Consider the following 12,757-nt stretch of genomic DNA (forward strand, 5'->3'; position numbering starts at 1 on the left):
GCTGACGCATGTCCGCGAGCGAAAGATCCAGCTCTCTCACCCATCTCGCGCGCCTCGGCTTCGGGCGGCTCCGTGAAGCCGACGACCTGCTCGCCGAGCTCGAGAGCGAGGCAGGTCTCCCGCGCGAGCTCGTGATGGCCGGCGCTTCCCGCGCCGCCGACCCGGACGAGGCTCTGGGCGCCATGGCGAGGATTGCGCGCCGGGATGCCGTGGCCCTGCGTGCGCTGCACGAGGACGCCCGGGGCCGGCAGGCGCTGTGGGCATTGCTCGGTGCATCGACCGGATTCGCGGACTTCTTCCTGCGGCATCCTTCCGAGCTCGCCCATCTGGTGGGAGCCGGCGAATCGCTGCCCTCGACGGGGGAGATGATGGAGGAGCTCCTCGACTCCGTCGGCACGGTCGACGGCTTCGCCTCGGACGGGAGCGAGGCCGCGTGGGTGGCGCTGCGCGTGCGATACCGCCGCATGCTCGCCCGGATCGCGGCGTACGACCTGCTGAGCGACTCGCCCGTCGATGTCGTGGCCGCCGTCGCAGCACGGCTCGCGGATGCCGCGGGCGCGGCGTTGGAGGCCTCGCTCGCGGTCGCCCGCACCCGGGTCTCGGGCGGCGCCGCGGGCGCCGGTCTCTTCCCCCGCGATCAGGTGGCGCAGACGGGCCTGGCCATCATCGGCATGGGCAAGACCGGTGCACGCGAGCTCAATTACGTGAGCGACGTCGATGTGATCTTCGTGGCCGGCCTCGCCTCGGAGGGCGGTGAGTCGCCGGGGGAGAGTCGTCTGGTCGACATCGCGACCCGCCTCGCCCTTCAGACGATGCGCGGCATCTCGAGCATCGAGACGGAGCCTCCGCTGTGGGAGGTCGACGCCAACCTGCGGCCCGAGGGCAAGCAGGGGGCGCTCGTGCGCACGCTGGACTCGCATCTCGCGTACTACGACCGCTGGGCGAAGAGCTGGGAATTCCAGGCGCTGCTCAAGGCGCGGCCGATCGCCGGCGATGCGCCGCTCGGAGAGGCCTACGTCGCGGCAGTGCAGCCGAAGGTGTGGACGAGCGCCGCGCGCGCGAACTTCGTCGACAACGTCCAGCGCATGCGCGAGCGCGTCACCGAGCACATCCCCGCAGCCGAGGTACCGCTGCAGATCAAGCTCGGGCCCGGCGGCATCCGCGACATCGAGTTCACGGTGCAGTTGCTGCAGCTCGTGCACGGCCTCTCGGATGACCGCATCCGGCAGCGGGGCACGCTCGAGGCGCTGGACGCGCTGGTCGCCGAGGGCTACATCGGCCGGGCGGACGCGTCCGCCTTCTCACGCGACTACCGCGTGCTCCGGCTGCTCGAGCACCGGGTCCAGCTGCGCAATCTGCGCCGCACCCACTTGATGCCCGCACGCCCCGAGGACCTGCGGGTGCTCGCGCGGGCATCGGGGCTCGCCGACACGGGCGACGCGGTCTGGCAGCTGTGGGAGTCCATCAAGCGCGAGGTGCGCGACATCCATGTCCGGCTCTTCTATCGGCCTCTCCTGTCGGCAGTCGCGGCGCTGCCGGCGGACGAGCGGGTGCTCTCCACCGAACAGGCCCATGATCGCCTCGCGGCGATCGGCTTCGCCGACCCCGCGGGGGCGCTGCGTCACATCGCTGCGCTCACGAGCGGCCTCAGCCGCAAGGCGACCATCCAGCGCCATCTCATGCCCGTCATGATCCGGTGGTTCGCGGACGGGGTCGACCCCGACTACGGACTCCTGGCGTTCCGCCGGCTCAGCGAGCGTCTGGGCGACACCCCCTGGTTCCTCCGCATGCTGCGGGACTCTTCCGCAGCAGCGGAGAGCCTGACGAGGGTGCTGTCGGGGTCCCGCTATGTCGGCGAGCTCATGGAGTGGATCCCGGAGTCGGCCGCATGGCTCGACGACCCGGAGCTGCTCAAGCCGCGCTCGGGGCACGCCCTCCAGCAGGAGGCGCGGGCCATCCAGGCGCGCCACGGCTCCGTGGAGGATGCGATGCGCTCGGTGCGAGGGCTGCGCCGGCGCGAACTGCTGCGGACGGCGATGTCGGCCATCATCGGCACCATCACCATCGAGCAGATGGCCGAGGCCCTCACCACGATCACCGACGTGACGATCCAGGCGACGCTCCGCGCCGTCCGGCCCGAGATCGTGCCGGCCGAGGATGACGCCCTCGACTTCTCGGTGATCGCGATGGGACGCTTCGGCGGGCGCGAGCTTGGGTTCGGCTCCGACGCCGACGTCATGTACGTCTACAACCCGAACGGCGTCGACCCGCAGCGCGCCCACGAACTGGCCGTGAAGCTGGTCGCGGCGCTGCGGGCGCATTCCGAGGACCATCGCGTGCCGCTGGATCTCGACGCCGACCTGCGTCCCGAGGGACGCAACGGCCCCATCGCCCGCTCGCTCGAGGCGTACGCCGAGTACTACCGCCGATGGTCGCTGTCGTGGGAGGCGCAGGCTCTCCTGCGCGCCCGGGGCGTCGCCGGCAGCGTCAAGCTCATCCGCGAGTTCACGGCCCTGGCCGACCAGGTGCGGTACCCCGCGGCCGTCGATCCGCAGGCGCTGCGCGAGATCAAGCGCATCAAGGCGCGCGTCGAGGCCGAGCGGCTGCCGCAGGGCGTCGACCCCGCGCGCCACCTCAAGCTCGGTCCCGGCTCGCTCAGCGACGTCGAGTGGCTGGTGCAGCTGCTGCAGCTCGAGCACGCCCATGCCGTTGCCGGCATGCGCACGACGTCCACCCTCGGCGCCCTGGCGGCGGCGCGCTCTGCCGGACTCGTCCCCGCGGCCGCCGCGGACCGGCTGCACGAGGCCTGGCGTCTGGCGAGCCGGCTGCGCTCGGCGAACACGCTTCTGTCCGGGCAGACCAGCGACGTGCTGCCGGTCGACCGCAAGAAGCTCGATGGGATCGGACGCCTGCTCGAGTACCCGCCGCGCTCGGCGACGCAGGTCGAAGAGGACTACCTGGGCACCACGCGCCGGGCTCGGCGCTTCTTCGAGAAGCTCTTCTACGGCTGAGCGGATGCCTCGGCTCGTCGGCGGCGGCAGGACCGCTGCGGCCGCCGAACTCTCACTCGTGCGTCGTGGGGGCCGGGCACACCGTGATGCCGTCGATGCGGTCCCCGGGGAGTGGCGCCGCGTTCAGCGCCGCCACCACCCGCACCGCACGGTCCCAGAAGCGCTCGTAGTGGAGCGGGTCGGCGTTCACCTGGGTGCGATGGGCCACCAGGGTCGGCTTGAGGGCCGTGCGATCGGGCACGCGAGCGATCATCGCGCGGTAGAAGAAGCTCGCGGCAGTGTAGGGGTCGAGCCGCGCTTCACGTGATCCCCAGCCATCCTGCTGCTGGAACAGACCGATCGAGGTCGTCCGGGAGCCGTCGGGATTCGTCACCCCGCTCGTCTCCCAGTCGCCGTAGTCGATGTTGCGCAGTGAGGACTCGCCCATGGCCGTCATGACCGCGATGGTCTGGTCCCGCTCATCCATGCCCAGGTCGCGCCCCGCAGCGAGAATGGCGCAGGCGTGCGCGAGCTGCTCCTGCCCGTAGCCCGCGACGTCCGGCTCGCGGTCGGTCGGAGGAGCGAAGAGTGGCGCCGAGTCGATTCGGTCGCTCATCGGCGCGGTCAGCGCATGCGCGACCACTGCCCCTGCGACGACGGCGCCCGCCAGCAGCACCACGGCCGTCAGTGCGACCGACACCGCGAAAACGTGCGCTGTCCCGCGCTGCTTCGATCTTCGAGTGGACCTGCGACGGCGCGGCACACGTCGGGACGTGGACTTCGGCGCGCGAGTTCGCGTCCGCCGGGTCCTCGCAGCCTGGCGCGGGAGCATCTGCTGTCGCCTTCCGTCCGTCGTGGGCTCGTTCAGCGTATGCGCGCGCGCTGGGCACCGCCAGCCACCGTGGCCCGCCGGGCGGGTGGCGACGACGAAGGGCCCCGGTCTCCCGGGGCCCTCGTCAGCTGTGCGTCAGATCAGACGCCGTAGTACAGCTCGAACTCGAACGGGTGCGGACGAGCGGCGAGCGGCTTGATCTCGTTCTCGATCTTGTACTCGATCCAGGTCTCGATCAGCTCGGGCGTGAACACGCCGCCGGCCAGGAGGAATTCGTGGTCGGCCGCGAGTGCGTCGAGCGAGTCCTGCAGCGAGTTCGGCACCTGCGGGATGTTCTTGGCCTCCTCGGGCGGGAGCTCGTAGAGGTCCTTGTCGACCGGCTCGTGCGGCTCGATGCGGTTCTTGATGCCGTCGAGACCGGCCATGAGCTGCGCCGCGAACGCCAGGTACGGGTTGCCCGAGGCGTCGGGAGCGCGGAACTCGATGCGCTTGGCCTTGGGGTTGGAGCCCGTGATCGGGATGCGGATGGCGGCGGAGCGGTTGCCGGCCGAATACACCAGGTTGACCGGAGCCTCGTAGCCCTTGACCAGGCGGTGGTAGCTGTTCAGCGTCGGGTTCGTGAACGCCAGGACGGCCGGGGCGTGTGCGAGCAGGCCGCCGATGTACCAGCGGGCGAGGTCGGACAGGCCGCCGTAGCCCTTCTCGTCGTAGAACAGCGGCTGGCCGTTGCTCCACAGCGACTGGTGCGTGTGCATGCCCGAGCCGTTGTCGCCGAAGAGGGGCTTGGGCATGAACGTGGCGGACTTGCCCCACTGCTCGGCCGTGTTCTTGACGATGTACTTGAACTTCAGGATGTCGTCCGCCGCGTGGACCATGGTGTCGAAGCGGTAGTTGATCTCAGCCTGGCCGCCGGTGCCCACCTCGTGGTGCGCGCGCTCGAGGATGAGGCCGGCGTCGATCAGCTTGAGGCTGATGTCGTCGCGGAGGTCGGCCTGCTTGTCGACGGGGGAGACGGGGAAGTAGCCGCCCTTGTAGGGGGTCTTGTTCCCGAGGTTGCCGCCCTCTTCTTCGCGGCCGGTGTTCCAGGCGCCCTCTTCGGAGTCCACCGAGTAGAAGCTGGAGTTCTGCTTCACCTCGTAGCGGACGTCGTCGAAGATGTAGAACTCGGCCTCGGGAGCGAAGAACGCGGTGTCGGCGATGCCGGTGGAGGCCAGGTACTTCTCGGCCTTCTTGGCGACCTGACGCGGGTCCTTGCTGTAGATCTCGCCGTTGCGCGGGTTGTAGATGTCGAAGATCATGATGAGCGTCTTCGCCTCGCGGAACTGGTCGAGGTACGCCGTCGACACATCCGGGATGAGCTGCATGTCGGACTCGTGGATGTTCGCGAAACCGCGGATCGAGGAGCCGTCGAACAGCTGGCCGACCGTAAAGAACTCCTCGTCAACGGTCGACGCCGGGATGTTGAAGTGCTGCTGCACACCGGGAAGATCCGTGAAACGGATGTCGAGGAACTTGACGTCCTCGTCCTTGATGTACTTGAGCACCTCGGATGAATCTTTGAACATGAAGGCTCCAGAGATAGGGCATCGGGAACTGCCGCGCGCGGGGGCGCTATTAGTGGCACGGTACCCGCGGGGGATTGCCCGGCAGTGACACCATTGTTTCCGGCATGTTACGAGCACCTGGATACGCTGGCGGGGTGACCCAGAATGCCCCGAGCTACCCCGGTGAGCGCCTCGGACTTCCCCGCGAGGGCAGCGGATCGATCGGCCGTCCCGGCCGGCGAATCGGCGCGCTGTTCCTGGATTACGGCGCCGCCTACCTGATCTCCGGGTTCTTCGGCTGGGATCCGCTGGCCATCCTGGCGATCTTCGCGGCGATCCAGATCGTCTTCATCCCGACGATCCAGGGCAGCCCGGGTCACCGCATCTTCGGACTCCGGCTGGTGCGTGCGGACGGCGCCTGGGTGGGGCTCTGGCGACCCGTCGTGCGCACGCTGCTGCTGATCGTCGTCATCCCCGCGGTGATCTGGGATGCCGATCAGCGCGGTCTGCACGACAAGGCGGCGGCCACGATGCTGCTGCGGGCCTGACCCGCGCGCGTCTTAGCGAGGGCGCGGAGCGCGCGCCTTCGTCGGGTCGATGCCCTTCGGGATCGGCATCGACGCGAGCGACTGCGACACGGACTCGATGCGCTTGATGACGGCGGCCATCGTGGTGCGGTCGATCTTCTTCGGCAGCGCCTTGATGGTCGAGGCGAGCTTCGAGATGGGCACGTCGCCCTCGCCGTGGCCGACGTAGATGACCGTCACCGGCACGCCCGAGGCGACGCGCTGCACCTTCGAGCGCTCGTCATTGACCAGGCGCGTCAGTCGTCCGCGGGCACCCTCGCCCACGATGACCACGCCGCCGCGTCCGACGGTGCGGTAGACGGCATCCTGAGTCTTGGGGTTGACCCCGACCGGCATCTCCGCGGCCTGCCACTTGCGGCCGAGCGACGTCGACAGCACGTGACCGGCGGCTCCCGGCATCCCGTCGATCTTCTTGTACATCGCACGGGTCGACAGTCGGGTCATCAGCATCAGCGACAGCAGGATGCCGAGCATCAGGCCGGTGACGCCCCACAGGATGACGCTCCAGATCGCGACGGGCGGCAGCAGGAAGCCCGCGCCGACGCCTGCGGCGATGCCGAGGAGGACCACGCCGATCAGCGCGTACGGAAGCCACGGGAACGCCTGCTGCGTGAACGTGTAGAGGCTACGGATCTGCGAGAAGAAGCCGGGGCGCTTCTCGGGTGCGGTGGTGCGGGCGGCCATGCCTCCAGCGTACCTTTCGCGGGGGCCTCGCTCTTCCTCCCCATAGCCGTCGGGTGCGGGTTCCTCCACAGCGAACGGGAGCGCGGGGGCGGGCGGGTGCGCATCCGGCGAGCCTGGTCGGTGTGACTGCGGACGAAGACCTCCTGACCGACCCGTATCGGGCGCTGCGTCCGGTCTCGGCCACGGCGGACGGACCGTGGCCCGGCATGCTCGTCTCGCTGGCCTCGGGCGAGCGCCGCATCCACGTCGCCGCGGCCGATCTGCCGGAGGACTGGTGGGGGTGGCAGGGCGAGCCGGACGGCCATCTGCTCGTGCCGCTGGACGTGGTCCGGCGAGACGATGGTCATGATGTGGCGATCCCGCTGTGCACCGAGCGCCTGGCCGACTTCCTCGCGCGGCGTGACGCCGCGGGTGCGGCGCTGGTCGACGGCGAGGCGGTCACGGTGGCGGTCAGCGTTCTTCGCGGCTGCGTCGAGCTGAGCGGGAGCGACGTCACCGGCGAATGGTGGCTCACCGAGGCGGGGCGGCCGGTCCTGGCGACCGACGCCGTCGATCGCCCGGCGACCGAAGGCGCGCTGGAGGTGCTGGACCGGCTCGGCGGGTCATCGCGCGCGACCGGAGTGTGGGCGGAGTTGAGCTCCCTTGTCGCGGCGCCCAGGCTCTCGCGGGTGGAGGCCGAGCGTCTGGAGTCCGAGCTCTTCGGCCTCGCCGCGCCGCTTCCTTTGCAGACGGCCACCGCCGGCTCGCGAACGGCACGCGACCTCGCCGTGACAGCCCGCGATGCGACGGCGCTCGCGCCGACCGAGCACCGATCGCTGTGGGGTGCCCTCACGCGGCATCTGGACGGTGACCTCGCCGACATGCTGTCGCAGGTGACGACGTCGCTGTGGCGGCGCGGAAGGGCGACCGAGGGGAGCCGGCGGATGCCGTGGCTGATCGGCGGCGCGGCCGCGGTGATCGTCCTCGCGGTGGGGCTTCTCTGGCCCACGGGCGAGGAGGCTCCAGCGACCGCGGACGCCGGTGCCTCCGCCACCCCCGCAGGCAGCGCTGCGCCGACCCCGGCTCCCTCCACCGTCTCGGTCGGACCGCAACCGGATGCGGGCGCGCCGACCGACCTCGTGCAGGTGACGACCGAGCTGCTCGACGAACGCCGTGCATGCGGCGGAGATGCCGGCTGCCTTGGGCGGGTGATGGCCGATCCGTCGACGCCGATGCCGTCCGGCGCGATCGATCTCCCACCGGATCAGCGGGCGGTCGTGCTGCTCGATGACTTCGGCGGTGTCACGGTGCTGAGGGTCGACCCTGTCGCGGCCGCGGAACAGCCGCAGCTGGTGGTCATCGTCCGTCTCAACGACGAATGGCTGCTGCGCGACGTCCAGGACGTCGCGCAGCAGCCATAGGCCGATGGATCAGTAGCCGAGCTGCGACTCGAACGCTGCCGCCTCGAGGCGGCTCTTGACCGCGCCGAGGAAGCGGGCGGCATCCGCGCCGTCGATGACACGGTGGTCGTACGACAGGGCGAGGTACACGTAGGAGCGCACCGAGATCGCGTCCTTGCCGTCGACCGTGACGATGCCGGGACGCTTGACGACGACGCCGGTGCCGAGGATGGCCGACTGCGGCAGGAACACGACAGGGGTGTCGAAGAGCGCGCCGCGCGAACCGGTGTTGGTCAGCGTGAACGTGCCTCCGGCGAGCTCGTCGGGCTTCAGCTTGTTGTCGCGGGTGCGTGCGGCGAGATCAGCGATCTCGTGCGCGATCTGCGCGAGGTTCTTGCCCGCCGCGTCCCGCAGGACGGGGGTCAGCAGACCACGCTCGGTGTCCACAGCGATCGAGAGGTTCTCGGTTGGCGGGTACACGATGTCGGTCCCGTCGACCGTCGCGTTGATCACGGGGTACGCCTGCAGCGCCTCCGCGGCGGCGAGGGCGAAGAACGGCAGGAACGAGAGCTTGGAGCCGGTCTTGGCCTGGAAGTCGCCCTTGACCGAGTCGCGGAACGACGCGAGCTTGGTGACGTCGACCTCGACGACCGACGTCAGCTGAGCCGTCGACTGCATCGACGCGACCGCGCGCTCGGCGAGCACCTTGCGCAGACGCGACATCGGCTGGGTCGTGCCGCGCAGCGGCGAGACCTCGAGCGGTGCCGGCGCGGCGGCGGCCGGAGCGGCAGCGGCCGGAGCCGACGCGGCCTCGGCAGCCTTCAGGACGTCCTCCTTGCGGATGCGTCCGCCCACGCCGGTGCCCTTGACCGACGCGAGGTCGACACCCTGCTGCTGTGCGAGCCGGCGGACCAGCGGAGTCACGTACGAGACGAGGTCCGAGTCGTCGGCAGCCGCAGCGGCCTGAGCCGGAGCCGCAGGGGCGGGAGCCGGAGCGGGCGCGGCGGCCGGAGCCGGAGCAGCAGCGGCCGGAGCCTGAGCCGGAGCGGGCGCGGCAGCCGGAGCGGGCGCGGCAGCCGAAGCGGGCGCGGCGGGCGCTTCTGCGGCAGGAGCCGGGGCTTCCGCCGGTGCCGAGGCCCCGGAGGAGTCGCCGATGCGGGCCAGAGCAGCGCCGACCGAAACCGTCTCGTCCTCCTGGACGAGGATCTCCTGCAGCGTGCCGGCGAACGGCGAGGGGATCTCGGTGTCGACCTTGTCGGTGGAGATCTCGAGCAGCGGCTCGTCGACCGCGACGTCGTCGCCGACCTTCTTCAGCCAGCGGGTCACAGTGCCCTCGGTGACGCTCTCGCCGAGCTCGGGGAGGACGACGTCCTTTCCACCGCCGGCGGGCGCGCTCGGCGCTGCGGCGGGTGCGGCCTCAGCCGCGGGAGCAGGCTCGGCGGCGGGGGCCGGAGCCTCGGCGGCCGGAGCCTCGGGGGCCGGAGCGTCGGCGGGCGCGGCTTCCGCCGGTGCGGCTTCGGCGGTCGCCGCCTCGGGGGCGGGCGCGGGCTCGGAAGAACCCGAGCCGTCGCCGATCTTCGCAAGGATCGCGCCGACCTCGACGGTCTCGTCCTCCTGGACGAGGATCTCTTCGATCACACCGCTGACAGGCGACGGGATCTCGGTGTCGACCTTGTCCGTGGAGATCTCGAGCAGGCCCTCATCCGCCTGGACGGTGTCGCCGACTTTCTTGAGCCAGCGGGTGACCGTACCCTCTGTGACGCTCTCTCCGAGAGCGGGGAGGACGACGGAAGTGCTCATGACGATGTCTCCTTCGGAATGGATATCGGGTCTAGCTTAGTGATCCCGCAAGGGGGTGATGTCAGAGCGCGTGCAGCGGCTTGCCGGCGAGTGCGAGGAATGCCTCGCCCAGCGCTTCGCTCTGCGTGGGGTGCGCGTGGATGAAGGGCGCGATGTCCTCGGGATGCGCTTCCCATCCCACCGCGAGTTGACCCTCGGTGATGAGCTCGCCCACCCGGTCGCCCACGAGGTGGACCCCGATCACCGGCCCCTCCTTGACGCGGACGACCTTCACGATGCCGGCCGTGCCGAGGATCTCGCTCTTGCCGTTGCCGGCGAGGTTGTACTCGTACGCGACGACGCCGTCAGTGCCGTGGGCCTCGACGGCCTGCGCCTCGGTCAGGCCGACGGACGCCACCTCGGGGTGACTGTAGGTGACCTTGGGGATCTGAGCGTCCGGGATGACGACCGGCGAGAGGCCCGCGATCTCCTCCGCGACGAAGATGCCCTGCTGGAAGCCGCGGTGGGCCAGCTGCAGACCGGGAACGATGTCGCCGACCGCCCACACATGGGGGACGCCGGTGCGCAGCCGCTCATCGGTGACGACGAAGCCGCGGTCGATGGTGAGGCCGGCCTCTTCGAAGCCCAGACCGGCGGTCGCCGGTCCGCGGCCGACGGCGACGAGGAGATAGTCCGCCTCGAACGTCTTGCCGTCTTCCAGCGTCACGGTGACGCTCTCGGATGTCTGGGTCACGCCCTGGAAGCGGACTCCGAGGGACGAGGCGATTCCGCGCTTGCGGAAGGCGCGCTCAAGGGCCTTGCTGAGCGCGATGTCCTCGTTCGGCACGAGGTGATCGAGGGCCTCGACGATCGTGACGTCGACGCCGAACGAGCGCCAGACGCTCGCGAACTCGACGCCGATCACGCCGCCGCCGAGGATGACCACGCGCTCGGGGATCTCATCGAGCGCCAGCGCGTGCTCGCTCGTGAGCACGCGTCCGCCGATCTCGAGGCCGGGCAGGCTCCGGCTGTAGGACCCGGTCGCCAGAACGACGTCGGTGCCGAGGTACAGATCGTCGCCCACGCGGACGGCAGGACCCGCCTCGAGGCGCCCCTCGCCGGTGACCACGGTGATCTTCCGCGCCTTGATGAGGCCTTCGAGTCCCTTGAACTTCTTCGCCACGATGCCCTCGCGGTATGCGCGGACACCGGCCGCGTCGACACCGTCGAACGAGGCGCGGATGCCGATGGCCGAGGCCTCGCGTGCCGTGTCGGCCACTTCGGCCGCATGCAGGAGCGCCTTCGTCGGGATGCAGCCGCGGTGCAGGCAGGTGCCCCCGACCTTGTCCTTCTCGATGAGCGCGACCGACTGGCCGAGCTCTGCGGCGCGCAGCGCCGCGGCGTATCCGCCGCTGCCGCCACCCAGGACGACGAGATCGAAAGTGTGGTCGGTCATCAGGACTCCTCTGTCGTGACGAAGCGGATCAGGCTGCGCACCGTCGCTGCGGTGGGGCCCTTGTCGGTGAAGCCGTAGCCGCCGCCCTTGTTCATGCCGACGCCGGCGATGTCCAGGTGCACCCAGGGGATGCGCGGCGCGTCGGCGTCGTCGCCGGTGCGGCCGACGAAGTGGCGCAGGAACAGGCCGGCGAACAGCGAGCCGCCCGCGGGATCGCCGATCTTGGCGTTCTGCAGGTCGGCGATCGGCGAATCCAGCTCGTCGACCATATGGGCCGGCAGCGGCAGCTGCCACGCGGGTTCGGCCTCCGCGGCAGCGGCGGCGAGGTAGGCGGCGACGGCCGCGTCGTCGCCCATGACCCCCGCATGGCGGGTGCCGAGGGCGATCGTGATCGCGCCGGTCAGCGTCGCGACGTCCACGATCACGTCGGGGTGCTCGCGGCTCGCCGCGACGAGGCCGTCGGCGAGGACGAGGCGTCCTTCGGCATCCGTGTTGAGGACTTCCACCGTCGTGCCGTCGAGCATCCGCAGCACATCGCCGGGTCGTGTGGCGTTGCCGGAAGGCATGTTGTCGGCGATGCACAGCCACGCCGTGAGCTTCACCGGCGCACCGATCACCGCGACCGCGCGCAGCACGGCCAGAACCGTGGCCGCACCGCACATGTCGTACTTCATCCCGACCATCGAGGCGGCCGGCTTCAGCGAGAGGCCGCCGGTGTCGAAGGTGATGCCTTTGCCGACGAGCGCGATGTGGCGCGTCGCATCGGCGGGCGCGTATTCGAGTCGGACCAGGCGCGGCGGGCGGGTCGAGCCCTGCCCGACGCCGAGGATGCCTCCGTAGCCGCCGGCCTGCAGCGCCGTCTCGTCAAGGACCTCGACCGTCACGGGGAGCCCCTCGACGCTCGCGACGGCCCGTTCGGCGAAGTCCGCCGGGCCGAGCCACTCGGCGGGGATCGACACGAGGTCCTTCACGAGGGCGACCGCGTCCGCCGCGGCGGCGACCGCGGCGAGGGCCGCGTCGTCGGCGGGGGCGGTGCCGTGCACGACCACCCGCGAAGCGCGGGCCTTCGGCGCCTCGGACTTGTACCCGTCGAACCGGTACCCGCCGAGCGCGGCGCCCTCGGCTGCGGCCGTCCACAGCGACGCCTCGGCGAACGGAGCGGCGACGGCGATCGTCGCGAATCCGGTCAGGCTGCGAATCGCCGCCCCGACGGCGTCGCGCAGGGCCGCGGCATCCGGCCGTGCACCGGTGCCCACGACGGCGAGGGGGTGCGTGGTGGCTTCGGGGGCGTAGACCCGTTGCAGCGATCCGACGGCACCGGTGAAGCCGGTCGCCAGCAGCGCTTCGCGCAGGCCGGGCCAGTCCGCCAGCTCGGGTGCATCGTCGCCTGTCAACGGCGGAAGCGCGAGCAGCAGTGCGTCGGCGTCGGAGTCTCGGATCTGGGCATCGCTGTACGCGAGGTCGGGAAACGACATGGTCTCCATCCTATGGACCTTCGGTGTTCGC

At 70.7% G+C, this 12,757-nt stretch carries 9 protein-coding genes; 3 read left to right on the forward strand and 6 right to left on the reverse strand.

What is annotated here, in order from left to right:
• The first annotated feature begins 8 nt into the window (after window positions 1–8).
• Window positions 9–3,011: a bifunctional [glutamine synthetase] adenylyltransferase/[glutamine synthetase]-adenylyl-L-tyrosine phosphorylase gene (locus ASD56_RS09390; protein ID WP_055964714.1), complete on the forward strand. Its 3,003-nt coding sequence runs from the start codon at window positions 9–11 to the stop codon at window positions 3,009–3,011.
• 52 nt (window positions 3,012–3,063) lie between these two features.
• Here ASD56_RS09390 and ASD56_RS09395 read toward each other — a convergent pair whose 3' ends face one another.
• Window positions 3,064–3,690, reverse strand: coding sequence for a peptidase M23 (locus tag ASD56_RS09395; RefSeq protein WP_235565635.1), 627 nt, complete (start codon window positions 3,688–3,690; stop codon window positions 3,064–3,066).
• A 272-nt stretch (window positions 3,691–3,962) separates the two neighbouring features.
• Window positions 3,963–5,387 carry a type I glutamate--ammonia ligase gene (glnA, locus tag ASD56_RS09400; RefSeq protein WP_055964717.1) on the reverse strand — a complete coding sequence of 475 codons (1,425 nt, stop codon included), beginning with the start codon at window positions 5,385–5,387 and terminating at the stop codon, window positions 3,963–3,965.
• 104 nt (window positions 5,388–5,491) lie between these two features.
• On the opposite strand from glnA, the gene ASD56_RS09405 reads away from it, so the two are divergent.
• The gene (locus ASD56_RS09405; RefSeq protein ID WP_055964720.1) at window positions 5,492–5,914 is read left to right on the forward strand and encodes an RDD family protein; all 423 of its coding nucleotides are present in this window, start codon (window positions 5,492–5,494) and stop codon (window positions 5,912–5,914) included.
• Between the two features lie 12 nt (window positions 5,915–5,926).
• On the opposite strand, the gene ASD56_RS09410 is transcribed toward ASD56_RS09405, so the two are convergent.
• Window positions 5,927–6,637: a DUF4191 family protein gene (locus ASD56_RS09410; protein ID WP_055964724.1), complete on the reverse strand. Its 711-nt coding sequence runs from the start codon at window positions 6,635–6,637 to the stop codon at window positions 5,927–5,929.
• A 122-nt stretch (window positions 6,638–6,759) separates the two neighbouring features.
• On the opposite strand from ASD56_RS09410, the gene ASD56_RS09415 reads away from it, so the two are divergent.
• A complete protein-coding gene (locus ASD56_RS09415; RefSeq protein WP_055964727.1) occupies window positions 6,760–8,037 on the forward strand; it encodes a hypothetical protein in 1,278 nt (425 codons plus the stop codon).
• Between the two features lie 9 nt (window positions 8,038–8,046).
• Here the strand turns inward: ASD56_RS09415 and sucB are convergent, their stop codons facing one another.
• From sucB to ASD56_RS09430, 3 genes are all read right to left on the reverse strand, one after another.
• On the reverse strand, window positions 8,047–9,816 hold the full coding sequence (sucB, locus tag ASD56_RS09420; protein ID WP_055964731.1) for a 2-oxoglutarate dehydrogenase, E2 component, dihydrolipoamide succinyltransferase: 1,770 nt from the start codon (window positions 9,814–9,816) through the stop codon (window positions 8,047–8,049).
• A gap of 61 nt (window positions 9,817–9,877) precedes the next feature.
• A complete protein-coding gene (gene lpdA / locus ASD56_RS09425; RefSeq protein WP_055964734.1) occupies window positions 9,878–11,251 on the reverse strand; it encodes a dihydrolipoyl dehydrogenase in 1,374 nt (457 codons plus the stop codon).
• Complete coding sequence (locus tag ASD56_RS09430; protein ID WP_055964737.1) at window positions 11,251–12,726, reverse strand: leucyl aminopeptidase; 1,476 nt, start codon at window positions 12,724–12,726, stop codon at window positions 11,251–11,253. Before ASD56_RS09430 ends, lpdA begins: the two co-directional genes overlap by 1 nt.
• Window positions 12,727–12,757: the final 31 nt, after the last annotated feature.

Origin of the sequence: Microbacterium sp. Root166 (genome assembly GCF_001427145.1) — a bacterium.
Taxonomy (GTDB): domain Bacteria; phylum Actinomycetota; class Actinomycetes; order Actinomycetales; family Microbacteriaceae; genus Microbacterium.

Excerpts from the sequence above, each read along its gene's own strand:
- ASD56_RS09390 (WP_055964714.1), top strand. The coding sequence starts at position 9 with ATGTCCGCGAGCGAAAGATCCAGCTCTCTCACCCATCTCGCGCGCCTC.
- glnA (WP_055964717.1), bottom strand. The coding sequence starts at position 5,387 with ATGTTCAAAGATTCATCCGAGGTGCTCAAGTACATCAAGGACGAGGAC.
- ASD56_RS09405 (WP_055964720.1), top strand. The coding sequence starts at position 5,492 with ATGTTACGAGCACCTGGATACGCTGGCGGGGTGACCCAGAATGCCCCG.
- ASD56_RS09410 (WP_055964724.1), bottom strand. The coding sequence starts at position 6,637 with ATGGCCGCCCGCACCACCGCACCCGAGAAGCGCCCCGGCTTCTTCTCG.
- sucB (WP_055964731.1), bottom strand. The coding sequence starts at position 9,816 with ATGAGCACTTCCGTCGTCCTCCCCGCTCTCGGAGAGAGCGTCACAGAG.
- lpdA (WP_055964734.1), bottom strand. The coding sequence starts at position 11,251 with ATGACCGACCACACTTTCGATCTCGTCGTCCTGGGTGGCGGCAGCGGC.
- ASD56_RS09430 (WP_055964737.1), bottom strand. The coding sequence starts at position 12,726 with ATGTCGTTTCCCGACCTCGCGTACAGCGATGCCCAGATCCGAGACTCC.